Raw genomic sequence first — 26,850 nt, 5'->3', positions numbered from 1 at the left:
CCCGCTTTAGAAACAAAGGGGCATGAAGAGAAAACATCATTCCATTTATGGGACAATTGTCCATTCTCCACTGTGACAAAATCGCGTCATGAAACGCCTACAGGGAATGGAACTCTTCGTCGAGGTCGCCAAAACGCACAGTTTTAGCCGCGCTGCGGCAACGCTGGGCGTCCCGAAGTCGACCTTGTCTCGCCAGGTGGCCGAACTGGAGCGCTCCGTGGGGCTGCGGCTGCTCAGCCGCACCACGCGCAAGGTGGAACTGACCGATGCCGGGCGGCTGTATTTCGAGCGCTGCCAGCGCATCGTGGCCGAGGCGCAGATCGCCCATGAAGAACTGCAGAAGCTGGTCGACACGCCGGCCGGACCGCTGCGGGTGAACATGCCCGCGGATTTCGGCACGGACTTCCTGGCTGAATCGTTCATGGAGTTTTCCCGGCGCTATCCCGATGTGACGTTTTTTCTGGACCTCGCGAACCCGGACCACGCATCGCGCGTGTTCCAGACCTGCGACGTGTCGATCGAAATCGGCGACCTGCCCGATTCGACCCAGATTGCAAGACTGCTGGGCATGCTGCCCGCCTACCTGTATGCCTCGCGCGACTACCTGGAAAAGCACGGCGAACCGAAGCATCCCAGCGACTTGACCCGGCACGAGTGCATTGAGTTCCGCGCGGAAGGCGCCGGCCGCGTGACGCGCTGGCCGCTTACGAATGGCGAGCAGCACATAGAATTCACGCCGGGCAACCGGTTTTCCGTCAACGGCGTCGCCATGGCCCGGCGCCTGGCCATGCTGGGCGCGGGCATTGCGGTGCTGGTGGGTGGTCAGATGTCGGAACAGCAGTCCGGCCAGTTGCAGCGCGTGCTGCCGGACTGGCAGTTGGGCCCGTTTCCGGTGCATGCGGTCACGGAGACGCGGCTGCTGCCCGCCAAGACCCGGATCTTCATCGAGTTCCTGATGGAGCGCCTGGGCAGCCACTGGCAAGCGAAGGATACGCCCCGTTTCATGAAATCCCGCTGAGACCGAAACAGACTGAAAAATCCTTCGACGGTCGACAAGTGATGTCGAGTCAGGTGACCAATGCTGCGAGCGGAGTTTCGCTGTCGGTGTCAGACACCCTTTGAAGGGCAACTCAAGATGAAGAGGCTCTCACCAGGGTGTCAGACACCAGCGCTGGAGGCCGTCTTACGATCGTGTGGACGGTGGGTGTCAGACACCGGCTCAGAACGATTCGTCGTCGCGCAGGTAGCGCCATTGGCCCAGGGGCAGATCGCCCAGCGCCACGCGGCCGATACGAACGCGTTTCAGGCCGATCACTTTCAGGCCCACCAGTTCACACATGCGGCGGATCTGGCGTTTCTTGCCTTCGCGCAGCACGAACCGGAGTTGATCGTGGTTCTGCCAGCGCACCTGGGCGTGCTTGAGCGGCTTGCCATCCAGCGATAGTCCGTGGTTCAGGAGGGCCAGACCGTTGTCGGAGAGATCGCCCTGGACGCGGACCAGATACTCCTTGTCGATCGTGGAGTCTTCGCCGATCAGCTGCTTGGCGACGCGGCCGTCCTGCGTGAGAACGAGGAGTCCTTGCGAATCGATGTCCAGGCGGCCAGCGACGGCCAGGCCGTCCAGGTGTGCGCATTCGAAGCGCTGCGGGGCGCGGTCGCCGGCGAAGCGGGAGCGGGAGTCGATCAGGGCGACGGCGGGCGTGTAGCCTTTTTCGGCCTGGCCGGACACGTAGCCCACGGGCTTGTTGATGAGGATCGTGACGCGGGAGGTCTGGCGCGCATGCGCGGCGCGCTCCAGCGTGATTTCCTGGTCGGGATAGGCCCGCGCGCCCAATTCGGACACGACGACGCCGTCAACGCGGACCCAGCCGCGCTCGATATAGCTGTCCGCCTCGCGGCGTGAACAGAGTCCGCGCTCGGACATGAGCTTGGAGATTCGTACTTTTTCCATGGGCGGTATTGTATGCGGACGGCCGGTGAGGATCGGCCAGTGCGGCTCGGCCAGCGCCCCACCCCTGCGGCATCGCGACGCAGGCGGCCTTGAGGCGGGGCTTGGCATAATACGCAGCCATGACGAAACCCGCAGCCCATTGCCCCCCTCTCGCCGCCGGCTGGCAGGCGCAAGCCCCGGCCATTCTGTCCCCCGCCCAACGCCACTGGCTGTTCCGGCCGGGCGCGCTTACCGCCGGCCTGCGCCAGGTCGGGCAGGTGCGTCTGCGGGTGTTGGCCGAGTACGCCGACGGTGCGCCGGCTGACGAGGCGCGCGCAATGCGCATCGCCCCGGGCTCACCGGTGTGGATCCGCGAGGTGTTGATGTCCGTGAACGGCGTGGACAGCGTCCCGGCGCGCAGCCTGACGCCGCTGACCGCTTCACACGGCGCCTGGCAAGGGATGCGGCGCCTGCTGACCCGGCCGCTGGCCGACATGCTGTATCACGACAGCACGGTGATCCGGTCGCCCTTTGCATGCCGCCGGCTGGCCTCGCCCGTGCCGTTCCATGCCACCGCCTCGGACGTACTGCCGCCCGAAGCCCGCGCGTTGCAGGCCGGCCGGATCTGGGCGCGCCGCTCGGTGTTCTGGCGCCAGGGGCAGCCGCTGCTGGTGGCCGAGTGCTTCCTGCCGGACTTCTGGGAGTTGATCGCCGGCCAGCCCGTGCCGCCGCTCGTGCCCCATCAACGCACGCCGCGCTGATGCGAGCTTGCTGAACGCCAGCCGCTGCGCAGGCGTTCAGCCCTCGTACCGCCGCCCCTGCTCCAGCAATTCCGGCGTGCCGATCACGTCGTTCAGCCCGTCGAAATCCAGCATCCTGTCCTTCCACGGCCCCGTCGTGCCGTGCTGGCGCAGGCTGCCGTAGTAGCCCTGCAGCGTGTGCGCCACCGCGCGCGCCGTGCCGCCCGGGAAGATGACGATGCGGAAACCCACGGCGGCGAGCGCGCCCGCGTCCTGCACCGGGGTCTTGCCGCCCTCCACCATGTTGGCCAGCAACGGCACCCGCGAAGCGAATCGGTCGCACGCGGCGCGCATCTGCTCGGGCGTACGCAGTGCTTCGATGAAGAGCGCGTCCGCGCCCGCCTCCAGATACGATTCGGCGCGATCCAGCGCGGCATCCAGCCCTTCCGAGGCCAGCGCGTCGGTGCGCGCCAGAATCAGCGTGGACGCGTTGACCCGCGCGTCGACGGCGGCGCGCAGCTTGCCGCACATCTCGGCGGCGGGAATCACGCTCTTGCCGTCCAGGTGGCCGCACCGCTTGGGAAACGTTTGATCTTCGAGCTGGATCATGGCAGCGCCCGCGCGCTCGAAGCCGCGCACGGTGCGCTGCGTGTTCAGCGCGTTGCCAAAACCGGTGTCGGCGTCCACGATCACCGCGGCCGACACGCGCTCGGCGATGCGGGCCAGGGTGTCTTCGACTTCGGTGTAGGTGGTCAGGCCGATGTCCGACCGGCCCAGCCGCGTGTAGGCGATGGACGCGCCCGACAGGTACAGCGCGGAAAAGCCCGCCTGCTCGGCGATCAGCGCCGACAAGGCGTCGTAGACGCCGGGGGCCAGCACCGTGCCGGCCGCCAACTGCGCTTTCAGGTTCTGTGTTTGCATCATGGGTTTCCTAATCCAGGCCGCGCCCGAGCAGCGCCGCCGCCGTGGCCGCGGCGATATGGCCGCCGGCGACCGCGCTGAGCAAGCCGTTGCCGGACAGATAGCCCGACACGTCGTTGCCCGAAACGCCACGGGCGGCGCCGCCCGCAGCCAGCAGGTTGGGCAGCGCCCGGCCTGCGTTGTCCAGGACGCGGCATTGCGCGTCGATATCCAGCCCGCCTTGTGTGTGAAAGAGCGCGCCCGTCACCTTGACCGCGTGATACGGCGCCTGCAGGGCGCGTTCGAAATGGCGTCCCAGCGGATCCGCCGCGCCGGGGCGGACCGCGTCCAGCGTCTGGCCCAGCACATCGGGATCGCAGCCGATCAGCGCGGCCAGCGCCGCGACGTCGGCGCAGGTTTTCAACGCCTGCCCTTCTTCGGCCTGCACGAAGTCGGGAAAGCCGCGCGCCAGTGCAAGCGTGCGGTCGTCAAAGACATTCCACGCCACCGAGCCCGGCTGCGCCAGCACATGGACCGCGGCCTCGGAATAACCGTGAGTCTCGTCATGAAAGCGGCGGCCGTCGCGGTTGATCTGCACGCCGCCGTCCATCATCACGGCCCAGGAAATCAGCGCGCCCTGCGGCGTGGCCCACGAGCCGTGGCCCTGGTAGCCGCCCAGGTCCGCGAGGCGCGCGCCCAGCTGCGTGCCCCATTGGATGGCGCTGCCGTCGTTGCCGACGTGGCCGCCGTAGACGGCCTCGCGCATCGCGGGCAGGTACTCACCCACCATCGCGGTGTTGCCGCCAAAGCCGTTGCAGGCCAGCAGCAAGACATCGCAGCCGATGACGTCGACGGAGCCGTCCGGGCGCTCGCAGCCCACTGCGGTCACGCGGCCGTCGTTATCCGTCCAGATCTCGCGCACCAGCGCGCGGGTCAGCAGGTAGGCGCCGGCCTCGGTGGCGGCGCGTTCCAGGGCCGCGACCAGGGCCGCGCCCGTGCGCTCGGCCAGCGTGTGCATGCGCCGCGCGGTGTGGCCGGGATACAGGAACCCGTCCAGCACCTCGAAGCGCAGGCCGTGCGCGGCAAGCCCGTCCATGGCTGCAGCGGCCGCACCGGTGTAGGCGGCCACCAGTTCAGGTGAGGCCGTGCCGTGCGCCTTGGCCTGGATGTCGGCGGCAAAGCGCGCCGCGTCATCCTCGATACCCGCGGCGCGTTGCACCGCGGAACCGGCCGCGGGAATGAAGCCCGAGGACAGCGCAGTGGAGCCGCTGGGCACGGCGTCGCGTTCGATCAGCACCGTCTCGATCCCGGCGGAGGCCAGGCGCAGCGCGGCGGTCAGGCCGCAGGCGCCCGCGCCGATGATGACCACCGGCACGTGCATGGCGTCCGCACCCGGCGAGACACCCCGTCTGACGACTGGCGCACTCACGACTTCAGCCTGTCCAGCACGTCCTGGCACGAGACCACGTCGGCCACCGTGCGCAGGTCCGCCAGCGCGGCCTCGTGCATGGCGGGCGTGGGCGCGGCGCAGCCGTCGGCCAGCACCGTCACGTGATAGTCGCGCATGTGGGCGTCGCGCACCGTGCTGGCGACGCCGCCGTTGGTGACGATGCCCGCCACCACCACGCTGGAGATGCCCGCACGCCGCAGCACCCAATCGAGCTGCGTGTTGAAGAAGGCCGAATACGCGACCTTCCAGACCGACACGTCGACCAGCCCGTCCAGCTCGGCCACATTGGCCTGACCGGGCGAACCGGCCACGAAGTCGCCGCGGCGCAAGAACGGGCGCAACTGCTTGAGATGGGGCGAAATCATGGGCTCGCCGTGCGCGTCGGGCCACAGCGTGAACTGGCTGGCGGCCACGAAGCCGCCCTGCCCCTTCAGCGCGCGGGCCACGGGCGCCACGCGCGCCGGCAAGGCTTTCGCCTGCGGGCTGACCGCGCCGCCGCGGTCATACGCGCCGCCCGGCGCCAGGAAGTCGTTCTGCAGGTCGATGATGACCAGCGCAGTCGTGCGGGGATCGAAGGCGTGCATGGCGGGCTCCTACGATGCGGTGCGAGCGATGAGCATGTTGCCCAGGGAATCGACGCGGCCCGCGAAGCCGGGCTCGATCCAGATGGTGGTGTCCGGCTGTTCCAGGATGGCGGGTCCCGCCACCTCGGCGCCGACCGGCAGATCCAGGCGCGCATAGCGCACGGCGTCGTGCCATTGCCCGGCGTGAAACACCCGCTGCGTGCCCAGCGCGGCGGGCATGGCCTGGGCCGTCGGGGCCAGCAAGGCCAGATCGAACTTGGGGCGCTGGCCGATGCGCGCATAGCGCAAGTTCAGGATGCGGACCGGAATGCCCGTGAGGCTGCGGCCGAAGGCGGCCTGGTAGGCGCGGTCGAACGCGGCGGCGATGCCGTCGCGGGTGAGGTCCGAGCGGCCCACTTCCACGCGCACGGTGTGGCTCTGGCCCACGTACAGCATGTCCAGTTCAATGCTTTCGCGGATGCCCTCGAAGGACACGCCCGCCGAATCCAGACGCGCCTGGCACGCAGCCGCCAGCTCGTCGATGCGGGCCAGCAGGTCGGCCGCATCCAGCGCGCTCAGCGCCACGTTCAGGGTCTGCACGCCGTCATGGCGCATGTCGGCCATGACGCAGCCCAGCGCCGAGGTCACGCCCGGATAGCGCGGGACGATGCCGTGCGCGGCGTCCACCTCGTTCATCATGGCGCACACGTGCAGCGCGCCGCCGCCGCCGAACGGCATGTAGGCGAACTTGCGCGGATCGTGGCCGCGTTCGATGGAGACGACGCGGATCGCACCGGCCATCTTGGCGTTGGCCACGGTCAGAATGGCTTCCGCGGCGGCGTGGACGTCCAGGCCCAGCGGGCGCGCGACGTGCTCGTCGATGGCGGCGCGCGCCAGTTCCACGTCCATCTTGGCCAAGAGCCCGCCGCCCAGCGGGCGCTCCGCGGCGATGCGGCCCAGCAGCACGTTGGCGTCGGTGACGGTCGGACGCGTATTGCCGCGGCCGTAGCAGGCCGGGCCGGGAATGCTGCCGGCGGATTCGGGACCGACCTGCAGCAGGCCGCCCGCGTCCACGCTGGCGATCGAGCCGCCGCCCGCGCCAATGGTCTCGATCTGGATCATCGGCGCGCGCACGACCATGCCGAAGTCGATGGCGGTCTGCGCCGACAGCGAGGCCTCGCCCTCGGCCACCAGCGACACGTCGAACGAGGTTCCGCCCATGTCGCCCGTGACCACGTTGGGAAAGCCCGCGGCGCGCGCGATGGCCGCGCACGCGATGACGCCGGCTGCCGGACCGGACAAGGCGGTGCGCACGGGAACGTCGCACGCGGTCTGGCGCGACATGACGCCGCCGTTGCTTTGCACCACCAGCAGCTCGCCTTTGAAGCCGTGCTGCTGCAAGTCAGATTCCAGCCGCGTCAGGTAGCTGCCCACCACGGGTTGCAGGGCCGCGTTCAGCACGGCCGTCGAGCAGCGCTCGAACTCGCGGATCTCGGGCAGCACCTCGGTGGCGGCCGTGACGTTGCCGTTGGGCCAGATGGACCGCACGCGGGCCGCAGCCTGGGCTTCGTTCACCGGATTGGCGTAGGCATTGACGAAGAAGACGCAGACCGCGTCGCAGCCCGCTTCCAGCAGCGCGCGCGCGGCGGCCTCGACCTGGTCCAGGTCGACAGGCGTGTGCAGCGCGCCATCGGCCAGCACGCGCTCGCGCACTTCCAGCCGCAGGCCGCGCGGCACTACGGGTTCATAGTTGCCGCGCAGGCCCCAGGTCTGCGGCCGGTCGCGCCGGCGCATTTCCAGCACGTCGCGAAAGCCTTCGGTCGTGATGATGCCGGTGCGCGCCACCTTGCGTTCGAGCAGCGCATTGGTGCCCACGGTGGTGCCGTGCACGATGGTCGCGATGTCGCCCGCGCCGTCCGCCACCCGCGCAATGCCGTTCATGAAGCCGCGCGCTTCCTCGCCGCGGGTCGACGGCACCTTGACCACGCGGGCGCTGCCGCCCGCCTCGTCCAGCACGAACAGATCCGTGAACGTGCCGCCCACGTCCACGCCCACCACCAAACCTTGCGCCGCGCTCATGCCGACTGCTCCTTCTGAATGTCGCTCACATAGCCCATCTTGCGGTCGTGCTCGCGCGCCGCGGCATCGCGCCGCGCAGGCTCGCCATAGCCGCCTCCGCCCGGGGTTTCCAGGCGCACGCGGTCACCGCGCTGCAGCCGGATGCCCAGCATCTTCGAACTCATGGGCGGGGACTGCCACTGGCCGTCCTGCTGATAGCGGAAGACGTTGAGCGCGGCCTGGCCGCCGCCCGCGATGCCCTTGGGCGCGCTGCGGCCGCGTTCGCCAAAGATGAAGGCTTCGGCGCTGTCTTCCAGCAATTCGATTTCATAGATGGCCCCCAGGCCGCCCCGGTGCGCGCCGTCGCCCGCCGAGTCCGGCCGCAGCGCCCATTGCGTGAAGCGCACGGGATACGCGGCTTCCAGGATTTCCAGCGGCGGAATGGTGGCGGTGGAGATCGGCGCGTTGCCGTGGCTCAGACCGTCGCCATCCGAATGGCCGCCGTGGCCGCCGCCGAAGAAGCTGAACATGACCCAGCGCTGGCCCTTGCGGGCGGCGTCGCTGCGGTAGCCGGCGATCGACAGCGCGTTGATCGTGCCGTAGGCCTGCGCCATCGCGCGGTCCGGTGCGGCCTGGGCCATGGCGCAAAAGATCACGTCGATCATGCGCAGGATGGTTTCGGTGTAGCCGCCCACGGGACGCGGGCGGTCGGCAGAAATCACCAGGCCGTCCGGCAGCGTCACGTCCACCGCGTCCAGCACCCCCGCGTTGGCCGGCACGTCCGGGAACAGATGCTTGAGCGCCACGTAGCAGGCCGCGATGGCCGTGGCGCGCGAGATGTTGACCGGACCGGCGCAGGCCGGCGACGTGCCGGTGAAGTCCAGCCCCAGCCGGTCGCCGGCGATGGTGAGCTTGAGCGCGATGCGCAGCGGCGCGTCGCGCACGCCGTCGTTGTCCAGCATGTCCTCAAACGCATACTCGCCATCCGGCAGGCGGGCGATGTGGTCGCGCATCAGGCGGCGCGCGCGTTCGCGCAGCGTGTCCAGGGACTCCAGCACCGTGGCGTCGCCGTATTCGTCCAGCAGACCGTCCAGACGCCGCGCGCCCAGTTCCAGCGCGGCCAGCTGGCCGTTCAGGTCGCCCCAAAGGCTGTCGGGCAGACGGGTATTGGCCTTCAGGATGGCCAGCACGTCCTGGTCCAGCACGCCGGCACGCACGATGCGCACGGGCGGGATCTGCACGGCTTCCTGCCAGCATTCGGTGGCGGCCGGGTTGTAGTTGCCGGGCACCGCTCCGCCCACGTCGTGCCAGTGGGCCGCCGACGCCAGAAAGCAAAAGAGCTTGCCGCCGCGGAACACCGGCTTGACCAGCTTGAAGTCGTTGGCGTGCGTGCCGCCCTCGTACGGGTCGTTGAACAGCCACACGTCGCCGTCCGTCATGCCGCCGCGCTCGGCCGCGGTCTTGGCTGCCGCCTTTACCGCGAACGCCATCGCGCCCACGAAGACGGGCAGGCCCGACTTGCCCTGGATCAGCGTGGCGCCGGTGGCGGCGTCGTACATGCCGTGGCAGGCGTCATGGGCCTCGGCAATGATGGGGTTGAACGCGCTGCGGTACAGCGTCGCGTCCATTTCGTCGGCGATCTGTTCCAGGCGGCCCTTCAGGACCGCCAGGGTAACGGGGTCAAGCATGATGTTGTTCCTAAGAGGTTTGACGCTGTTTCAGCAGATTCAGCAGTCCGCCGGCCTGCACCATGTCAAGGAGAAAGCCGGGCACGGTCTCGCAGTGCAATTCGGCGGGCGTGCCGCCGGGACGATGGATGCGGCCGGCGACGGGGTCGAACGTGATGCCCTCGCCCTCCGCCAGGGTCTCGGCCTGGCTGCATGTCAGCAGCAGCAGCCCCACGTTGAAGGCGTTGCGGAAATACAGGCCGTTGAAGGACGGCGCAATCACGGCAGCCACGCCCAGGCGCACCAGGGCGGCCGCGGCCTGCTCGCGCGATGAGCCGATGCCGAAGTTGGGGCCGGCCACCAGCACGTCGCCCGGCTGCACCTGTCCGGCAAAGTCCGGACGGACGCGTTGCAGGCAGTGGCGCGCGATCTCGTCGATGCCGAATTTCATGTAGGCGCCGGGCGCGAGTGCATCGGTGTCGATGTCCGCGCCCACGCGCCAGACGCGATGCGTCGTAATGTCTGTGTTCATGCCAGGAACTCCCGGGGGTCGGCAACGCGCCCCGCCACGGCCGAGGCCGCGACCGTATACGGCGAGGCCAGGTAGACCTGCGCGGTCTCAGACCCCATGCGCCCCTTGAAATTGCGCGCCGTGGTGGCGATGACGCTGGCGCCGTCCGGAATGGACCCGCCATAGCCCGCACAGGCGCCGCACGAGGTGGCCAGCACTTGGGCGCCCGCGTCGCGCAGCACCTGCATGACGCCTTCGCGGTCCGCCTGATCCTGGTCCTGCCGGCTGGCCGGCGCCACCATCAGCTGCATGCCGTCCGCCAGCCGGCGACCGCGCAGCACGGTGGCTGCGGCGCGCAGGTCTTCCAGCTTGGCGCCGGTGCAGGCGCCGATGTAGGCCACCTGTACGGGCACGTCGTTGTAGGTGTCCACGCCGCGCGCATTGGCCGGGCTGTGCGGCGCTGCAACCTGCGGGGCCAGCGCGGCGGCATCGAACTCATGCCACTCGGCGTCGGCTTCGGGATCGCTCTGCCAGCGGGCCAGATCCAGTTCTTCGGTCACGCCCGCATCCCGCAGCCAGGCGGCGGTGGTTTCGTCCGGCGCAATGAGCCCGACCTGCGAGCCCAGCTCGGCGCTCATGTTCGACAGCGTCATGCGCTCCTGCATGGACAGCGCGCGCACGGCTTCGCCACAGAACTCCACCGCCTGATAGCGCCCGCCGTTCATGCCGTAGCGGCCGATCATGTGCAGCATCATGTCCTTGGCCGTGACGCCGGCGGCCAGCCGGCCGCGCCAATGCATCATCAGCGTCTTGGGCACCTTGACCCAGATCTGGCCGGTGACCGCCACGCCCAGCATCTCGGTGCTGCCGATACCGAACATGTAGGCGCCGAACGCGCCCCCGGTCGGCGAATGCGAATCGCCGCCCACGCAGAACATGCCGGGCCGGATGTGCCCGTGCTGCGGCACCACCACGTGGCAGATGCCCACCGAGTCATACACGTTGGGCAGTTGCTGCTCCGCCGCCCAGTCACGCGCGATGCGCACGATGCGGCGCGATTCGTCGTCGGATTCCGGGACGTAGTGGTCGATGACCAGCACGATCCGGGACGGATCCCATAGCGTGGCGCCCAGCTCTTGCAGCATGGGCTTCAAGCGCCGCGGACCGCTGGAATCGTGGAACATCGCCAGATCGACCGCACAGGTCACGATTTCGCCCTCGGCCACCGTCTCGCGCCCGCAGGCGGCGGCGATCAGCTTCTGGGCCAGGGTTTGTGGCTGGGCCATGATTACATCCCCAGATAGGCGCGGCGCACGTCGTCGCTGGCCAACAGGTCGGGACAGCTGCCGCTGTAGCGCACGGCGCCGTTTTCCAGCACGTAGGCGCGCTGCCCGGTTTCCAGCGACTGGCCCACGTTCTGCTCGACCAGCAGGATCGCCAGGCCGTCGCCATGCAGCCGCTTGATGAGGCCGAACAATTCCTCGACCATCAGCGGCGACAGCCCAAGCGAGGGTTCGTCGAGGATCAGCAGGCGCGGCTCGGCCATGAGGCCGCGGCCGATTGCCAGCATTTGCTGCTCGCCGCCCGACATGGTGCCGGCCAGCTGTTCCAGGCGTTCGCGCAGCCGCGGGAAAATGTCGAGCACCTTGTCCAGATTCTGCGCGCGGCGCTCGCGCGCCCGGGTGAAGGAGCCCAGCTCCAGGTTCTCGCGCACGCTCAGATTCGGAAAAACGCGGCGGCCCTCCGGCACCTGGATCAGACCCGCCTGCACCACCTGCCGGTAGTGGCGGCCGGTCAGGTCCTGGCCTTCAAAACGCACCGTGCCGCCCCACGGCCGGCACAGGCCGCACACCGTATTGTTCAGCGTGGATTTGCCCGCGCCGTTGCTGCCCAGCAGCACCACGATCTCACCCGCCTGCACGTCCAGATCCACGCCGCGCAGCACTTCCATGCGCCCGTAGCCGGCCCGCAGGCCCTTGACCTCCAGCAGCGCGCTCATGCCGGCGCTCCCTGCGCGGCCAGCCGCGCCGCCGCGCCGTGGCCCAGGTAGGCCTCGACCACCTTGGGATCGCGCGTGACCTCGCCGGGCGTGCCCGCCGCGATCAGCCGCCCCTGCGCCAACACCCACACGTGCTCGGCCAGGCTCATCACCGCGCGCATCACGTGTTCGATCATCAGAACGGTGACGCCATCGTCCACCAGTTTTTTCACCACCGGAATCATCTCGTCGATCTCACTGGGATTCAGGCCCGCCAGCACCTCGTCCAAGAGCAAGAGGCGCGGCCGGGTGGCCAGCGCGCGCGCCAGTTCCAGGCGCTTGCGCCCAGCCACCGTCAGGTCGGCCGCCGGCTTGTCCAGCGAGGCCTGCAGGTTGACGCGCGCGGCCACGGCCTCGGCCGCGGCCAGCGCCTCGTCGCGGTCCGCCAGGCGCAAGTGCGCGCCCACGGCGATGTTCTGGCGCACCGTCTGCGCGCCGAACGGCTGCACGATCTGGAAGGTGCGGGTCAGGCCAAGCCGCGCGGATTCGTGCGGCGCCTGGCCTGTGATGTCCTGCCCGGCAAAGTGCACGGAACCGGAACCGGGTTTCAGAAAGCCCGACAGCAGGCCGAACAGCGTGGTCTTGCCCGCGCCGTTGGGGCCCACCAGGGCGGTCAGCGAACCTTGCGGCACGTCCAGGCTGACGTCCTGCACGGCCTTCAGGCCGCCGAAGGTGATGGACAGATTGCGCGCTTGCAGCAGGATGTCAGACACGGGCGCGCTCCTTCATTTTGAACAGGCGGCTCAGCGACTGGCCGCCGCCGGTGATGCCGCGCGGCATGAACATCACGATCAGGATCAACACCACGCCGTAGATGACCATGCTGATGCCCGGCAGCTCGCCGAACAGATTGCGGGTCAGGTCGGCCAGCGCATGCAGCGTGACCGCGCCCAGCAGCGGGCCCCACAGCGTGCCCATGCCGCCGACGATGGCGCCGACCAGCGCCTCCACTGACACGGCCGAGCCGAACGCGATGCCCGGATCGATGTACTGGAAAACCTGCACGTAGAAGGCGCCGGCCACGCTCATGAAGGCCGCGGACAGCGCGATGCCGCCCAGCTTCACGCGCAGCGGGTTCACGCCGATGGCGCGCGCCGCGTCCTCGTTGTCGCGCACGGCCTGCAGGTAGGCGCCGAAGCGCGAATGGCGCAGCCACGCGGTCACCAGCAGGGCCAGCAGCACGAAGGCGAGCAGCAGGTAGATGTAGCCGCGGCGCGAGCCAAACTGCATGTTGGCAACGCCTTCCTGCAACGGGACCATGAGTCCCACGCCGCCGCCCGTGAACGACGCCGACAGCGCCAGGATGCGGAAGACTTCAGCGAATGCCAGGGTGACCAGCGCGAAGTACGAGCCCTTCAATCCATAACGGAACGTCAGCCCGCCCACTGCCACGCCGACCAGCGCGCCCAGTGCGATCGCCCCGGGCAGCACCAGCCACGGATTCAGCCCCAGGTTGAGCTGGCCCAGCGCCTGCGCATACGCGCCCACGCCAAAGAACAGCGCATGGCCGAACGACAACTGGCCGCCATACCCGCCCAGAATGTTCCAGGCCTGCGACAACAGGGCCGCATACAGCGACATCATCACGAACGTCAGCAGCACGCCCGATTGGGACAGCGCGGCCACCGCAACCAGCACCACCCCGAACAGCGCGATTGCGCAAAGATCCCGTTTCATCGTCAGCCCCTCGCCCCGAACAGCCCCTGCGGGCGAAACAGCAGCACCGCGATGAAGATCGCGAAGATGCCCATCTGGCCCAGCGAGTCGCCCAGGAACAGGCCTCCGATGGACTCCACCACGCCGATCAGCAACCCGCCCACCAGCGCCCCCACGAAACTGCCCATCCCGCCCAGCACCACGATGGTGAAGGCGACCAGCACGAAGCCGCTGCCCACCTGCGGATTGACGTAATAGGCGGGCAGCAGGAAACACGCCGCCGCGCCCAGGCACGCCATGCCGATGCCGAACGACACCGCGTAGACCTTTTCGACGTCGATGCCCATGAGCTTGGCGCCCTGCTTTTCGCGGGCGACGGCGCGGATCGCGCGGCCCAGATCGGTGCTGCGGATGATCCAGAACAGCACCGCCGCCACCGCCAGCGCGCCGCAGAACGCGATGACCTTGGGCAGCGCGATCATCGCGGGGCCAATCTCCACGGTTGACAGCGTGTATGCCGTGTCGATGCTTCGCGTGTCGGACTTGAACCAGACCAGCGCCAGATTCTCCAGCACGATCGCCAGGCCCAGCGTGACCAGCAGGATGTTCTCGTCCTTGCCATGGCTGGCGCGGTTGATGACGAGGCGCTGCAAGGCGTAGCCCAACACGAACATGCCGGCCACCACCAGCGGCAAGGCGGCATAGGGGTCGATGCCCAGCCGGTCCTTGAGCAGGTAGACGGCGTACAGCGCCACCATGAGCGCCGCGCCGTGGGCGAAGTTGATGATGTGCAGCACCCCGTAGATCAGGGTCAGGCCCAGCGCGATAAGCGCGTAGACCGCGCCCGTCGTCAGGCCGTTCAGCACCGAGGAAAAGAGGATGGCGGGATCGAGCATGGGTCTGATCAGGCCTTCAGCGGGAACACGGCGTCGGCCTGGCGGTATTCGGCCGGGAAGATCACCTTGATGTCGCCCCCGATCACCTGCGTGAGCAGCGGCTGCGCGCCGGTGTTCTGGCCGTTGACGAACTTGGTCGGGCCGTAGGGCATCAGGTTGTCCTGGAAGGTGCTGGCCGCCAGCGCCTCGGTGATCGCGGCGCGGTCGGCGGACTTGGCGCGCTCCAGCGCGTCGGCCAGCAGCAGCATCGCGGTGTAGGTCATGAAGACCTCGTAGCTGAAGTACGCGCCCTTCTCTTCCACGCGGGCCTTCAGCGGCGCGACGCGCGCGTCCTTCGGGTTGAACCAGTGGTTGCAGTCGATGATGCCGTTGGCGATGTCCGGAAATTCCTTCAGGAACTTGTAGCTGGACGCGGCGCCGCCCAGCACGGAGTAGATGGCCTTGGGCTGCACCTTCTGCTGCTTCATCGCGCGCAGCAGCAAGGCGTATTCGTTGTAGTAGTTGGCCGGAATCACGATGTCCGGATTCACGGACCGCATGCGCAGCACGATGTTGTTGAAGTCGCGCGTGGGGTTCGGGTGCTTGACGATCTCTTTGACCTCGAAGCCGTGCTGCGGCAGCGACTTGGCCAGCAGCGCGGCCGTGCCCGTGCCGAACAGCGAGTCCTCGTGCACGATCATCACGGTCTTGGCCGGCTTGCCGGCGGCGTCGTTCAGCGCGGCCAGGTCCAGGATGGCGCGTTCGCTACAGGCGCGATACCCCGGGCCAAAGCGGAACGTGTTCTTCAGGCCGCGCTCGACGATCTGGTCGGCCACGCCCACGTCCACCACGTGCGGCAGGTTGTACTTGGCGGCCGTCTGCGTCGTCGCCAGGCAGATCGCCGAGGCATACGCGCCCACGATGGCCGACACCCCCGCCTCGTTCATCTTCTCGACTTCAGCCGAACCCGCCTCGGGACGCGACTGCGCGTCGCCCAGCACCGCCTGCAGCGGCGCGCCGCCCAGCGACTTGATGCCGCCCGCCTTGTTGATGTCCTCGATGGCCAGCAGCGCGCCCAGGCGGCATTGCTGGCCCGAATACGCCAGCGCGCCGGTCACCGGGTGCAGCACGCCGACCTTGATGGGCGCGGCGCCCTGCGATCGGGCCACCCACGGGGCGGACACGAGGGCCGCGGCGGCAGCGGATTGGTAGAGGAAAGTGCGGCGCGAATTCATGGGGCGAATCTCCGAAGGGTTCAATGGAATTGGGCCGACAGCTCTTCGCTGACCCAGACCTTGGCGTCGATGCTGCCGACGCGCGATAGCTGCAACTGATATTGGTAGCGGTCGGGCCGGTACAGGCCCTGCAGCAATTGCACGGGCCGGTCGCCGACGTCGCGCACCAGGCGCGTCACGGCAAGCAAGGCCGAGCCCACCGACACGTCCAGATGGCGCGCGACCTGTGCGTCGGCCAGCCGTGCGGAGATGGTCTGCGTGGCGCCGCCGAACTCCACGCCGGCCGCTTCCAGCAGCATCAGCAGGGGCTCGCGCTCCAGGTCTTCCCGCGTGAAATCGGCCACGGACTGCGGCACGTAGGTGGTGATGTGGGACAACGGCCCGGCGTCGGTGCTGCGCACCCGCAGGCTTTTGTGCACGGGCGTGCCGGACGGAATGTGCAGCGCCTCGGCCACCGTGGGCGGCGCAAACACCAGCGTGCTGTCCAGCACCTGCACCGAGGTGCGCAGGCCCATGTTGACGATGTTTTCCAGAAGGCCGGTCAGGTGCGCCTTCTGTTGCGCACTGGGAGACGGCGCGCTGTGGGCGCTGGAGGCGCCGCGCAGGGGCCAGGTGCCCAGCCCCGGCCGGCGCGACACCAGCCCGTCCGCCACCAGCATCTCCATCGCCTTGCGGATGGTGATGCGCGCAACGTCGAACTGGTCCGCCAGCGCATGCTCGCCGGGCACGCCGTCCTGATCGAACCGCCCCTCCTGCAACTGTTCGCGCAGGACGAGATAGATCTGGTGGTATTTCGGAAGTGGTAATGAGGTTCCCATGCAGGGAACTCTAGGGGTGTCCTAATGTACGGTCAATGGAACAAATGCCCGGACGGGTTGTTCTATCGGGAAAACACCGACTCGATCCGATTGCGCCCCCGCTGCTTGGCGTAATACAGAGCGCGGTCGCTGCGGCTGAGCGCCAGCTCGGCGTCGTCGTCCTTGGTGTGCAGTGCGGAAATCCCGATGCTGACGGTCAGCGGGATGTGCCGCCCTTCGGACAGATAGGGCGTATCGGCGATGCGGCGCTGCACGTTGCGGGCAAAGACGCGGGCGCGTTCGATGTCGGTATCGGGCAGCACGACGGCGAATTCTTCGCCGCCGATGCGCCCCACCAGGTCGATCTCGCGCAACTGCGCGCGCAGCATGCTCGCAAAATGCTGCAGCACACCATCTCCGATGGCGTGGCCCCAGGTGTCGTTGATGTGCTTGAAATGATCCAGGTCGCACATCAGCACGGCCGATCCCAGACCGCCGTGACCCTTGATCCGCGCCAGCTCCGCGGCGATGCGCGACATGAAATGGCGGCGGTTGGGCAGGGTCGTCAGCGCGTCGGTCGCGGCCAGCTCGCGCAGTTCCAGCTCGGCACGTTTGCGGTCGGTAATGTCGGTGACGAAGCCGTGCCAGACCACGCCGCCGTCGGCGTCCCGCCTTGGGCTCGCGTCGCCCTGCCGCCAGCGCACGCCCTGCAGCGGCAGGCACACGCGGAACTCCACATGCCAGGGGGTTCTCGCCGCCGCTGCGGCCTGCAGGGATGCGCGATAGACAGGAAGGTCTTCCGGATGGATGCGCTGTTCGACGGCGGTCGTGCTGGCCCGCACGTCGTCTGCCGTGAGTTCGAACATGTCCCAGATGCCCGCGCTGACGTACGAGAAGCGCGATCCGCCCTCGGGCAATGGCCGGCATTGGAAGACCAGACCGGGCACCGCGTCGGTCAGATTGACGACAAGGTCCGCCGTGCGCTGGAGCCTTTCGGACATGGCGCGCATGGCGCTGATGTCGGTGGTGGTTCCCATCATGCGCAGCGCCCTGCCCGATTCGTCGCGGCTGACCACCTTGCCGCGGCTGCAGATCCATTTGTAGCTGCCGTCCTTGCACCGGATGCGGTGTTCGACTTCGTAGCTGTCGGTCTTGCCGTCGAAGTGATCTTGCATGGCGGCCCGCACGTAGACCAGGTCGTCCGGGTGCAAGCGGGTATAGGCGTCCTCGATGCGGGAGGTGAGTTCGGATTCGCCATAGCCCAGCAAGGCCTTCCAGCCGGGCGAATAAGTGATCTCCCCGGTTACCACATTGCGGTCCCACACCCCCGTGCCGCTGCCCGCGATAGCCAGCGACAGCTTGCGGGCCTCGTCGCGCCAGGTGTCTTCGTCGGCGCGCTCGCACGCCAGCGCGTGACGCTTTTCGACGGCCGTGGCCGCCAGACTGATGATGTCCTGCAAGGCCTGGCGGTCTTCATCCGAGAAATCGCGCGCCTGCCCGTGCCCAAGACGAAAGACGCCGAGAAGGCGGCCGTCCGTGGCGCGTATCGGAAGTTCGAGGGACCACGGACACCGGGCATGGGCGCATGCCGCGCCGGCGGCCGCCTGCCACACGCCATCCGCATCGGTGCAGACGATGGCGGCCAAGTCCACGCCAAACATGCGGCAGGCCAGGCGCGCCAGCTTGTCCAGCGGGCCGTCCGGGTTGCGCGGCGCGCCGCCGGCGGCATCGCCGGGCGATTGGGTTGGGGACGCATCACCGGTAGCGGGCATGTCAGGGCCTGATCAAAACGACATTCATCGGTACAGCCTGGCGCAGCGTGGCTGACATTCTGTCACGGTTCGCACCAAAACTGCATCATTTCGGAAGATATGATCGCGAGCCTATGAGACACCTAATTGCCGCGGCGCTGATGGCTTTTCAGTGCGCCATCGCGGTCGCCCAGCCCTTCGACCGCCATGCGGAAAACGTGCGCTATCAGCAATGGCTGGGCGAATTCCGGCAAGACCTGCTTCGGCTGCGGCAATCGGCCGATGCGCAGCCGGAAGACATCAACACCCTGTTCGCCGGAACGGTGGTGCCCGGCTCGCGCGCGTCGGCGCTGCTGGAAAAACTGGCGGCAGCCCATTCGGGCGGCACATCGGGCGAAATCCATTTCGTCGGCATCCGGCGCGTCTTCCTCGCCGCGCTGTCCGACGCCGTCGTGGCGGGCGACGGCGGGATCTATCCCGAAACGCAAACGGCGTTTCAACAACCCGCGCTGCGCGTGCGCTACGTGCATGTGGACGGCGGCGGGCGCCTGGAACGCTACTTCAACGACCCCGAGGTCTTCAAGCCCTACCGGCTGCCGGAACCGGGTGTTTTCGCCCGCAACGCATATCCGTTCCTGCTGTTCGAGGAACGCGATGGCAAGCTGCGCCTGGGCGGCGTATCCAGGGAATTCTGGGATCTCGTGACGTTCATGGACGCGCTGCAGTATGCGTGATCGTCTTTGCCGCGTCGCCTTTAGCGCTGCGTTGGCCTCGGCCTCGGTCCTGCACGCCGCCCCGGCCTTAGCGGCCTGCGGTGCTGCGGACTCGGGTTTTTCCGAGTCCGGCGCGTTGACGGCGCTTCGCGTTTCCGTCGACGTGACGCAATCGCGCGTCCTCCTGGGCCGCAAGGGCGAACGCATCGCCACGCATCCGCAACCGATCTGGCTGTCAGCGTCCGGCGATCCCCTGCCGCGCACCTGGATGGACAAGGTGGACTGGACAGCCTATCGCGTGGACGACGGCAAAGGTGCGGCCCACGCGCAACTGTTTTTCGACGCCGACGGCCGGCTTTGCCGGGTCCAGCGCCTGGAGCGGCGGGCCTTGGGAACGCCGACGGTATCCGGCGGCCATGCCTTCGAGTACGACGCTGACGGGGACCTGCTGCGCGTGGCCGAGTACGAGCGGACGCAGGACGCGGCCTACACGCTTGTCGGCCAGGTCTGCCTGCGACGCGATGCGCACGGCGCGCTGCAGGCATTTATCGCCGGGCCCTGCGGCGATGCGATGGACGCGGCCCCCGGGCGGCGCTATGTACGCGATGCCGCCGGCAGGCTGCTGCGTGTCATCGACGCCGCCGCCAACGAACCCGTCGCGGTGCAGACCTACGATGAGCAAGGCCGGCCTGCCGCGCGCTATGTGCGGCGGCAATCTCCGTTCTCTTCGCCGGATGGCAACGACGGTCCCGGCGCCTATGCGGAACCCGTGGCCCTGCGGGACCGCCTGCACGTGATCGAACGCGAGGCGCTGTCGCGGCTGTCGACCGAAGTGGCCGGCAATGCATGGCGCATCGTGCGCCTCAAGGACGACATCGCGTTGGACGACGCTGACATGGTGTCTTGGGATCCGGGCAGCCAGACGGTGCTGGCCGAGGGCGTGACCGGCGACCAGGGTCAGTGCGCGCTTGATCCCGCCGCGCAGCAAAAGGTCTGGAAGGCCATGCAGGCCGAGCCCGGGCGAATTCTTTGGTACACCGATCCGATGAGCCGGCTGGTGTTGGTGCCGGCAATGCCGGCCGCGACGTGGCGGGCATGCACCAACCCCGCGAACGTGTCGCGGGACGCCTGCCTGTAAACGGCGGGCGCGGCGCGTGTGTCTCGGAACGCTGACCGCGCCTGCCTGTCGTTCGCGCGCGTTACGCGGTCCTGGGCCGGGTATCCACCGGCAGACACAGCAGCGCCGTCAACAGCGCCAGCCCCACGTGCGCGCCGTAAATCGGCGAGAAGTCCGCATGGCTGGCGACGCCGTGCCCCAGCAGCAGCACCGTGATCGCCACGCCCAGCACGCCGCCCACCTGGCGAGTCGCCTGGTTCACGGCGCTGCCCACGGCGTAATGCTGGGCCGGCAGCCGGTTCACCGCCGCGCCCGACAGCGACGGCAGCACCATGCCCACCCCGATGCCGCTAAGCAGCAGACCCGGCAGCCATTCGGTCAGGTACGCGGGCTCGGCGCCCGGCACCAGCAGAAACCACAAGCCGCTTGCCGCATACACCAGCGCGCCGCCCACCAGAAACGGCCGATGCCCCATCCGCGCCGCGAGCCGGCCGGTAATGATCGCCGTCGGCATCACCAGCAGCGGACCCGGCGTCACCGCCAGCCCCGCGCGCGGCAGGCTGTAATGCCACACGCCCGTCATGTAGAAGAAGAACGCGAAGAACATCATGGCAAACGCAATGCCGAAGCTCAGCGTCGCCAGGTTCACGTAGCGATAGGTCCGGTGCTTGAACAGCGCCAGGTCCACGAGCGGGTGCGGCGTCACGCGCGCCCAGGCCACAAAGGCGATCAGCGCCATCACGCCCACCGCCGCCGCGATCGCCAGTTCGCTGCGCTGCCACGTTGGCGATTCCGATTGCACGATGGCCAGCGCCACCGCGCCCACGCCCACCATCAAGAGCGCCATGCCCACGCCATCCACGCGGCGGCGCGCGTCGGGCTTGACCGACTCCTTGAGCATGCCCGCGCCAAACCACAGCGACACGGCGCCCAGCGGCAGATTGATGTAGAACGCCCACGGCCATCCCGCCACGTCCACCACGAACGCGCCCAGGCTGGGTCCCACCGCCGCCGCCAGTCCGCCCACCGCGCCCCACAAACTGACCGCGAACGACCGCTGCGACGCCGGAAACGCCGCCAGCACGATCGACAGCGACGCCGGCGTCAAGAGCGCCGCCCCCACCGCCTGCAACACCCGCGCGGCGATCAGCCACTGTTCCGTGGCCGCCAGCCCACAGGCCGCCGACGCCGCCAGGAATAGCAGCACCCCGCCCATGAACATGCGCTTGCGGCCATGGGTGTCGGCCAGTCCGCCCGAGGGGATCAGCATCGCGGCAAAGACCACCGTGTAGGCATTGAGCACCCACGACATGTCCGCGGCGGAGGCCGCCGGGAACCCTTCCCGCAGGGCGCCGAACGCCGCGTACAGCATCGTGCTGTCCAGCGACACCAGGAAGACGGCGATACTGGCGATCCAGAAGACGGGCCAGGGGGAGGCTTGCGGGGCGGTGGCGGCGGGCGACGCGGCGCCCATGCCTGCTGCCGAAGCGCCGGCGGAAGTGGAGTTGTTACGCATGTCGGCCTGACCCTCGCGCTTACAGATAAACCGACGGGCTGGCGGTCAGCGCCTGCTTGACCTGGCGGGTCCGCTCGTCGGCCAGCACTTCCTGCTCGCCGGCTTCCAGCGCATCAAACGCCTGGGTCACGATGGCGTGCGGCGTGGACTTCGGCGCGTCGATGCCCTTGGTCAGGTCGGTATCCACGAATCCCATATGCAGTCCCAGCACTTGCGTGTTCTGGCCGCGCAGCTCCTGGCGCAACCCGTTCGTCAGCGCCCATGCCGCGGACTTGCTCATCCCGTACACGCCCAGCACCGGGTTGTTCACCCAGCTCGCGATCGACAGGACATTCAGGATCGCCCCGCCGCCATTCGCGCCCAGCACGGGCGCAAACGCCTGCGACACCAGCAGCGGCCCGAACAGATTCACGTCCAGATGCCGGCGCGCCGACTCCACGGCGCCCGGCGCCAGAAACCCGCCGAAGTCCGCAATGCCCGCGTTGTTGATCACCAGCGTCACATCCTGGGCCAGCTCGGCCGCGGCCGCCACGTCGTCGGCGCGCGTCACGTCCAGCTTCACCGGCACCACGCCTTCCAGCGTGATGGTGGAGGGATCGCGCGCGGCGGCGTACACCTTGCGGGCGCCGCGGGCCAGCGCCTCGCGGGCAAAGGTCAGACCCAGGCCGCGATTGGCCCCGGTGATGAAAACTACGGCGTTCTTGAGTTCCATGATGGGCATTCCTGAGGGGTGATTGGTGTGAAGGAGTTGGCTTGGGTAGTTGGCTTAGGCACTTATAAATATGATGATCATCATATTTAAGGACAACAAAACGGCCGCGCAATGCGGCCGCGAAAATCAATCAGTGTGAGGCTGCAGCGCCCTCGTGGTCATACTGGTCCAGGACCGCCTGGCGGGCGGATGCCAGCACCGCGCGTCCGCTCGGGTTGTCACCCAATGCCCGCGCCAGTTGCAGCGCGCCCACCAGCGTGCTCAGCACCGCCGCCGCCGCGTGGTCGCCAGCCTCGGCGGGCAGCACCTGCTGCACCGCTTCCAGGAGCCGCTGCACCCGGCTGGCCGCCGCCTCGCGCACGTCCTCCGACTGCCGGGGAATCTCCGACGCCAACGCCGCCACGGGGCAACCCCGCTCGCAGCCGGTCAAATGCGCATCGCTGAGATAGGTTTCGACCCAGGCCCGCAACGGACTGACGCCTTCTGCACGCCGGCGCGCCATGCCCTGAGCCATCCGCGCCGCGCCGTCCTGGCCGGCACGCTCCATCGCCGCCGCCAACAGCGCGTCACGCGACGGGAAATGGGCGTAGAAGCCGCCGTGCGTCAGCCCGGCTTCCTTCATGACGTCCGCGACGCCTACCCCCGAATACCCCTCGCGCCGGATCGCGCGCGCAGCCGCATCGACGATGCGTTCGTGGGATTGTTCCTTGCGGGAGGCGGACATGATCGCGACACCGAAAATATGATGATCGTCATATTACGACCACCATATTCCGAAACGCAAGCCCCGGCCCCGATTTTTAACGCCAGGCCTCCGGCTCGATGGTCACTTCGCCCTTGTCCGCCGAGAAATACACCACGCCGTCCGAGATATTGGCGTTCAGCTGCATCGTCCGCTCCGCCAGCTTGCCCAGCGCTTTCGACTGCTCCGCCGGCAGATTCACCACCTTCAGATTGCGCGTGCGCTCCAGCTTGTTACGCACCCCGTCCCACCAGATCTTGCTGGCCGAGCCGCCATAGCAATACACGATCACCTCATCGGCGCGGCCACAGGCACGCAGAATCCGGCGCTCTTCCGGCTGGCCCACCTCGATCCACAGCTTGATCTCGCCGGTCAGGTCTTTCACCCACAGATCCGGTTCGTCGGTATCGCTCAGCCCCTTCGTGAACGCCAGCTCCTCCTGCGCGTGCATCGCAAACGCCAGCAACCGCACCATCATGCGCTCGTCCGTCTCGGACGGATGACGCGCCACGGTAAGCCCGTGGCTGCCGTAATAGTGGCGATCGGTATCGGCGACGTTCAGGTCGGCCTTGTAAATGGTGGCGCGCAGGGCCATGGCGTATGTCCGTTCAAAAGCGAATTGCAGGAAGGCCGCCATGATAACCGGGCGGTGCGGGCGTCATGCAGTCCGGCAATCGTGTTTTGCCCATGCCGGCAGGCATTGCGGCCGCCTCAGGCCGCTAGGCAAGCTGCGCATGCCTCGGCTCAAGGAGGGAGCGGCGTTACACTTGCCGGGCGTCCGACATGTCAAGCTTGCCGACAGCGCCATCCAACATCCGCCCGCCATGACAGCCACAGCCGCCCTCCTCGCCTTCACCCTGGCCGCCGCCATCCTCACCATCACGCCCGGCCTGGACAATGCCCTGGTGCTACGCACCGCCGCCGTCGAAGGCAGCCGCCGCGCCCTCATGGCCGGATTGGGCATCAGCGCCGGCTGCCTGCTATGGGGCGCCATCGCGGCATTCGGGCTAGGCTCGCTGCTGGCCGTGTCCACGCTCGCCTACGACACCCTGCGGATCTGCGCTGCGATCTACCTTTTCTATCTGGGCGTCAAGCTGCTGTGGAGCACGCGTTCCCGCCGCAAGGCCGCGACGGCATCCCCCTCCGGCATCCTGGCCACCCCCGCCCGTCCCAGCACCACCGCCACCGGCTGGTTCGTACGCGGCTGCCTTACCAACGCCCTGAACCCCAAGGTCGGTGTGTTCTACATCACCTTCCTGCCGCAATTCATCCCCGCCGGCACCGACGTGCTGCGCTTCAGCCTGCTGCTCGCCACGGTTCACGCGATCGTCGGAATGCTGTGGTTCGTCCTCCTGGTCGCCGCCACCCGCCCCCTGGCGCGCTGGCTTTCCCGCCCGGCCGTCACCCGCGGCCTGGACCGTGTGACCGGGGCGGTGTTTATTGCATTTGGGTTGAGGTTGGCGCTGGAAAAGCGCTGATTCAAAGGCTTGAAGCGACGCTGGCGCTTGGATGGGTGTCAGACACCCGGGCAGGCCAGCTGCAATACCACGCCCATCTCGTAGGGGTGTCAGACACCTGAGAGCGGCGCGGGCGCGCACAGGCGTCTAACAGCCAACACCCCACCACCAGCGCGCAGCGTCATCACCACGACGCAAGACACCCAAACGCCAAAGAAGGCCGCCCGCGCGGCCGATTTTGGCGGCCCCGCAAGACCTTCGCCCCACCCCACCCGAGGCAAAAACGCAAGAACTCCACCCGCCCCGCCACCCGACGCCAGCAACTCACGGAGCGGCTGGTGACGGGACGGGTGCGAGCGAGGGGCGTCGATGCGCCCGAGGGAATCCGAAGGCAGGCGCCGAAGGGCGCCAACGAGGATGACGCAGGGGCAGTCCGGAGCGAAGGCTCCGGACCGCAATCGTGGCCCCTCGCTCGCACCCGGCACGGCGCCGGCCGCGGCCTAAGAACCCCAACCGCCGCAAGCAACAACAGCAGCAGAAACCGCCGCCTCAATAAACCCCAATGGCATGCCGAGCCACAAAATGCCCATCCCCCACGGCAACCAACGGCTCCACCAACGGCTCATCCCCCACCCGACGCATCGGACTAGGAATCTCATCCACCAGCAGCGACCGCTCCCGATGCCGCCGCTGCGGATCCGCAATCGGCACCGCCGCCATCAGCTTCTTCGTATAAGGATGCTGCGGATTTTCAAAGATAGCCCGCCGAGGCCCGATCTCCACGATCTGCCCCAGATACATCACGGCCACCCGATGGCTAACCCGCTCCACCACCGCCATATCGTGCGAGATAAACAAAAACGACACACCCAACTCACGCTGCAAATCCAGCAGCAGATTCACGATCTGCGCCTGAATCGACACATCCAGCGCCGACACTGACTCATCCGCAATCACCACCTTGGGATTCAACGCCAACGCTCGCGCAATGCAGATCCGCTGACGCTGCCCGCCCGAGAACTCGTGCGGATAGCGGTCGATCATCTCGGGCAGCAGCCCGCATTTATCCATCAGCCACCGCACCCGATCCTGCGCCTCTTTACCGCGCGCCACCTTGTGGATCAGCAGCGGCTCCATGATCGAATAGCCCACCGTCATCCGCGGATCCAGCGACGCAAACGGGTCCTGGAAGATGAACTGGATATGCTGGCGCAGCGTCTGCATCGCACTACCCCGCAACGCGCCGATATTCTTGCCGTCGAATTCAATCGACCCGCTCTTGCTCTTGACCAGTTGCAGCAAAGACCGGCCAGTCGTCGTCTTCCCACACCCCGACTCGCCCACCAGCGACAACGTCTCGCCCGGGTACAAATCAAAGCTGACCTTCTCGACCGCATGCACCCGCTTCTGCACCCGGCCCAGAATGCCGCCGGTAATGTCAAAGCTGGTCGTCAGATCCCGCACCTTCAGCACCGGCCCGTTCTCGCGCCGCACCGTCGACGGCGCCGCCACCGGCGTGTCCACCAGCTGCGCCGGATTCGGCACCCGCACCGCCTCGTCCACCTTCAACAGCGGAAACGGCGCCGGCTCGTCCGTGCCCTGCATCGCACCCAGCCGCGGCACCGCCGACAGCAGCGCCCGCGTGTAGGCATGCTGCGGACGCGCAAAGATCTCGTCCGACCCGCCCTCTTCCACCTTGTCGCCCCGGTACATCACCAGTACCCGGTCCGCCACTTCCGCCACCACGCCCATGTCGTGCGTGATGAAGATCACGCCCATGTCCATTTCTTCCTGGAGCTGGCGGATCAATTGCAGAATCTGCGCCTGGATCGTGACATCGAGCGCAGTCGTCGGCTCGTCGGCGATCAGCAGTTGGGGCTTGCACGACAGCGCCATCGCAATCATCACGCGCTGGCGCATCCCGCCCGACAACTGGTGCGGGTAGCGGTCCAGAATGGCGCGCGCCTCAGGGATGCGCACGCGCTCCAGCATGCGCAGCGTCTCCGCCCGCGCCGCCGCCGCGTCCAAGCCCTGGTGCAGCTGCAAAGCCTCGGCGATCTGATTGCCCGCCGTAAAGCTGGGGTTCAGCGACGTCATCGGCTCCTGGAAGATCATCGCCACGTCCGCGCCGCGCACCCGCTGCAGCGTGGAATCGGGCGCGCTGACCAGGTCCAGCACGTCGCCGCTGCGCCGGCGCAGCAGCATCCCGCCATTGGCGATGTGACCGCCGCCGTATTCGACCAGGCGCATCAGCGCCAGTGAAGTCACCGACTTGCCGGAGCCAGACTCGCCCACGATGGCCAGCGTTTCGCCGCGGTTCACGTGAAAGGAAACATTGCGCACCGCTTCCACGGTGCGTTCGGGCGTTTTGAACCGCACCGTCAGGTCATTGACCTGCACGACGCGGTTGGAATCCATGGTT

At 68.0% G+C, this 26,850-nt stretch carries 25 protein-coding genes; 5 read left to right on the top strand and 20 right to left on the bottom strand.

The genetic code is table 11. The features are described from left to right. Positions 1 to 106 precede the first annotated feature (106 nt). Positions 107 to 1,018, top strand: coding sequence for a LysR family transcriptional regulator (locus CLM73_RS11010; RefSeq protein ID WP_105238459.1), 912 nt, complete (start codon positions 107 to 109; stop codon positions 1,016 to 1,018). 201 nt (positions 1,019 to 1,219) lie between these two features. Here the strand turns inward: CLM73_RS11010 and CLM73_RS11005 are convergent, their stop codons facing one another. Next, the gene (locus tag CLM73_RS11005) at positions 1,220 to 1,951 is read right to left on the bottom strand and encodes a pseudouridine synthase (RefSeq protein ID WP_105238458.1); all 732 of its coding nucleotides are present in this window, start codon (positions 1,949 to 1,951) and stop codon (positions 1,220 to 1,222) included. Between the two features lie 119 nt (positions 1,952 to 2,070). Here CLM73_RS11005 and CLM73_RS11000 point away from each other — a divergent pair, with 119 nt between their 5' ends. Continuing rightward, positions 2,071 to 2,691 (top strand): chorismate--pyruvate lyase family protein, encoded by a 621-nt coding sequence (locus CLM73_RS11000; protein WP_105238457.1) that lies wholly within the window; start codon positions 2,071 to 2,073, stop codon positions 2,689 to 2,691. A gap of 36 nt (positions 2,692 to 2,727) precedes the next feature. On the opposite strand, the gene CLM73_RS10995 is transcribed toward CLM73_RS11000, so the two are convergent. From CLM73_RS10995 to CLM73_RS10930, 14 genes are all read right to left on the bottom strand, one after another. Next, the gene (locus CLM73_RS10995; protein WP_105241474.1) at positions 2,728 to 3,591 is read right to left on the bottom strand and encodes an isocitrate lyase/PEP mutase family protein; all 864 of its coding nucleotides are present in this window, start codon (positions 3,589 to 3,591) and stop codon (positions 2,728 to 2,730) included. A 10-nt stretch (positions 3,592 to 3,601) separates the two neighbouring features. Further along, positions 3,602 to 4,999, bottom strand: a complete 1,398-nt coding sequence (locus CLM73_RS10990) for an FAD-dependent oxidoreductase (RefSeq protein WP_105238456.1) — start codon at positions 4,997 to 4,999, stop codon at positions 3,602 to 3,604. Beyond that, positions 4,996 to 5,604 (bottom strand): cysteine hydrolase family protein, encoded by a 609-nt coding sequence (locus CLM73_RS10985; protein ID WP_056570109.1) that lies wholly within the window; start codon positions 5,602 to 5,604, stop codon positions 4,996 to 4,998. Before CLM73_RS10985 ends, CLM73_RS10990 begins: the two co-directional genes overlap by 4 nt. Positions 5,605 to 5,613: 9 nt before the next feature. Then, a complete protein-coding gene (locus CLM73_RS10980) occupies positions 5,614 to 7,662 on the bottom strand; it encodes a hydantoinase/oxoprolinase family protein (RefSeq protein WP_105238455.1) in 2,049 nt (682 codons plus the stop codon). Continuing rightward, a complete protein-coding gene (locus CLM73_RS10975; protein WP_105238454.1) occupies positions 7,659 to 9,329 on the bottom strand; it encodes a hydantoinase B/oxoprolinase family protein in 1,671 nt (556 codons plus the stop codon). Before CLM73_RS10975 ends, CLM73_RS10980 begins: the two co-directional genes overlap by 4 nt. 10 nt (positions 9,330 to 9,339) lie before the next feature. Beyond that, positions 9,340 to 9,840, bottom strand: coding sequence for a 3-isopropylmalate dehydratase (locus CLM73_RS10970; protein WP_105238453.1), 501 nt, complete (start codon positions 9,838 to 9,840; stop codon positions 9,340 to 9,342). Continuing rightward, positions 9,837 to 11,105 carry a 3-isopropylmalate dehydratase large subunit gene (locus CLM73_RS10965; protein ID WP_105238452.1) on the bottom strand — a complete coding sequence of 423 codons (1,269 nt, stop codon included), beginning with the start codon at positions 11,103 to 11,105 and terminating at the stop codon, positions 9,837 to 9,839. Before CLM73_RS10965 ends, CLM73_RS10970 begins: the two co-directional genes overlap by 4 nt. Positions 11,106 to 11,107: 2 nt before the next feature. Further along, positions 11,108 to 11,818: an ABC transporter ATP-binding protein gene (locus CLM73_RS10960; RefSeq protein ID WP_056570101.1), complete on the bottom strand. Its 711-nt coding sequence runs from the start codon at positions 11,816 to 11,818 to the stop codon at positions 11,108 to 11,110. After that, entirely contained in the window at positions 11,815 to 12,570 is a 756-nt protein-coding gene (locus CLM73_RS10955) for an ABC transporter ATP-binding protein (RefSeq protein ID WP_105238451.1), read from the bottom strand. The genes CLM73_RS10960 and CLM73_RS10955 overlap by 4 nt, the downstream gene beginning before the upstream one ends. Continuing rightward, positions 12,563 to 13,534, bottom strand: a complete 972-nt coding sequence (locus CLM73_RS10950; protein WP_105238450.1) for a branched-chain amino acid ABC transporter permease — start codon at positions 13,532 to 13,534, stop codon at positions 12,563 to 12,565. Before CLM73_RS10950 ends, CLM73_RS10955 begins: the two co-directional genes overlap by 8 nt. Before the next feature lie 2 nt (positions 13,535 to 13,536). Continuing rightward, positions 13,537 to 14,409, bottom strand: a complete 873-nt coding sequence (locus CLM73_RS10945) for a branched-chain amino acid ABC transporter permease (protein WP_056570095.1) — start codon at positions 14,407 to 14,409, stop codon at positions 13,537 to 13,539. A gap of 8 nt (positions 14,410 to 14,417) precedes the next feature. After that, positions 14,418 to 15,623: an ABC transporter substrate-binding protein gene (locus CLM73_RS10940; RefSeq protein ID WP_105238449.1), complete on the bottom strand. Its 1,206-nt coding sequence runs from the start codon at positions 15,621 to 15,623 to the stop codon at positions 14,418 to 14,420. A gap of 20 nt (positions 15,624 to 15,643) precedes the next feature. After that, positions 15,644 to 16,441 carry a GntR family transcriptional regulator gene (locus tag CLM73_RS10935; RefSeq protein ID WP_056570091.1) on the bottom strand — a complete coding sequence of 266 codons (798 nt, stop codon included), beginning with the start codon at positions 16,439 to 16,441 and terminating at the stop codon, positions 15,644 to 15,646. Between the two features lie 62 nt (positions 16,442 to 16,503). Continuing rightward, entirely contained in the window at positions 16,504 to 18,192 is a 1,689-nt protein-coding gene (locus CLM73_RS10930) for a diguanylate cyclase (RefSeq protein ID WP_105238448.1), read from the bottom strand. Between the two features lie 47 nt (positions 18,193 to 18,239). Here CLM73_RS10930 and CLM73_RS10925 point away from each other — a divergent pair, with 47 nt between their 5' ends. Together CLM73_RS10925 and CLM73_RS10920 are read left to right on the top strand one after the other, a co-directional pair. Next, on the top strand, positions 18,240 to 18,905 hold the full coding sequence (locus tag CLM73_RS10925) for a hypothetical protein (protein ID WP_234015852.1): 666 nt from the start codon (positions 18,240 to 18,242) through the stop codon (positions 18,903 to 18,905). Continuing rightward, on the top strand, positions 18,898 to 20,022 hold the full coding sequence (locus CLM73_RS10920) for a hypothetical protein (protein ID WP_105238446.1): 1,125 nt from the start codon (positions 18,898 to 18,900) through the stop codon (positions 20,020 to 20,022). Before CLM73_RS10925 ends, CLM73_RS10920 begins: the two co-directional genes overlap by 8 nt. Positions 20,023 to 20,083: 61 nt before the next feature. Here the strand turns inward: CLM73_RS10920 and CLM73_RS10915 are convergent, their stop codons facing one another. From CLM73_RS10915 to CLM73_RS10900, 4 genes are all read right to left on the bottom strand, one after another. After that, positions 20,084 to 21,517, bottom strand: coding sequence for a DHA2 family efflux MFS transporter permease subunit (locus CLM73_RS10915; RefSeq protein WP_105238445.1), 1,434 nt, complete (start codon positions 21,515 to 21,517; stop codon positions 20,084 to 20,086). 19 nt (positions 21,518 to 21,536) lie between these two features. Next, on the bottom strand, positions 21,537 to 22,229 hold the full coding sequence (locus CLM73_RS10910) for an SDR family oxidoreductase (RefSeq protein ID WP_105238444.1): 693 nt from the start codon (positions 22,227 to 22,229) through the stop codon (positions 21,537 to 21,539). Positions 22,230 to 22,359: 130 nt separating this feature from the next. Beyond that, entirely contained in the window at positions 22,360 to 22,953 is a 594-nt protein-coding gene (locus CLM73_RS10905; protein WP_105238443.1) for a TetR/AcrR family transcriptional regulator, read from the bottom strand. 76 nt (positions 22,954 to 23,029) lie between these two features. Then, the gene (locus tag CLM73_RS10900; RefSeq protein ID WP_105241473.1) at positions 23,030 to 23,566 is read right to left on the bottom strand and encodes a YaeQ family protein; all 537 of its coding nucleotides are present in this window, start codon (positions 23,564 to 23,566) and stop codon (positions 23,030 to 23,032) included. Between the two features lie 229 nt (positions 23,567 to 23,795). Between CLM73_RS10900 and CLM73_RS10895 the strand changes: the two genes are divergently transcribed. Further along, a complete protein-coding gene (locus CLM73_RS10895; RefSeq protein ID WP_105241472.1) occupies positions 23,796 to 24,449 on the top strand; it encodes a LysE family translocator in 654 nt (217 codons plus the stop codon). Between the two features lie 528 nt (positions 24,450 to 24,977). Here the strand turns inward: CLM73_RS10895 and CLM73_RS10890 are convergent. Then, positions 24,978 to 26,846: a dipeptide ABC transporter ATP-binding protein gene (locus tag CLM73_RS10890; RefSeq protein ID WP_105241471.1), complete on the bottom strand. Its 1,869-nt coding sequence runs from the start codon at positions 26,844 to 26,846 to the stop codon at positions 24,978 to 24,980. Positions 26,847 to 26,850: the final 4 nt, after the last annotated feature.

Source organism: Achromobacter spanius, from assembly GCF_002966795.1.
Classification (GTDB): domain Bacteria; phylum Pseudomonadota; class Gammaproteobacteria; order Burkholderiales; family Burkholderiaceae_B; genus Achromobacter; species Achromobacter spanius_D.
This window is presented reverse-complemented; position numbering and strand designations above follow the sequence as displayed.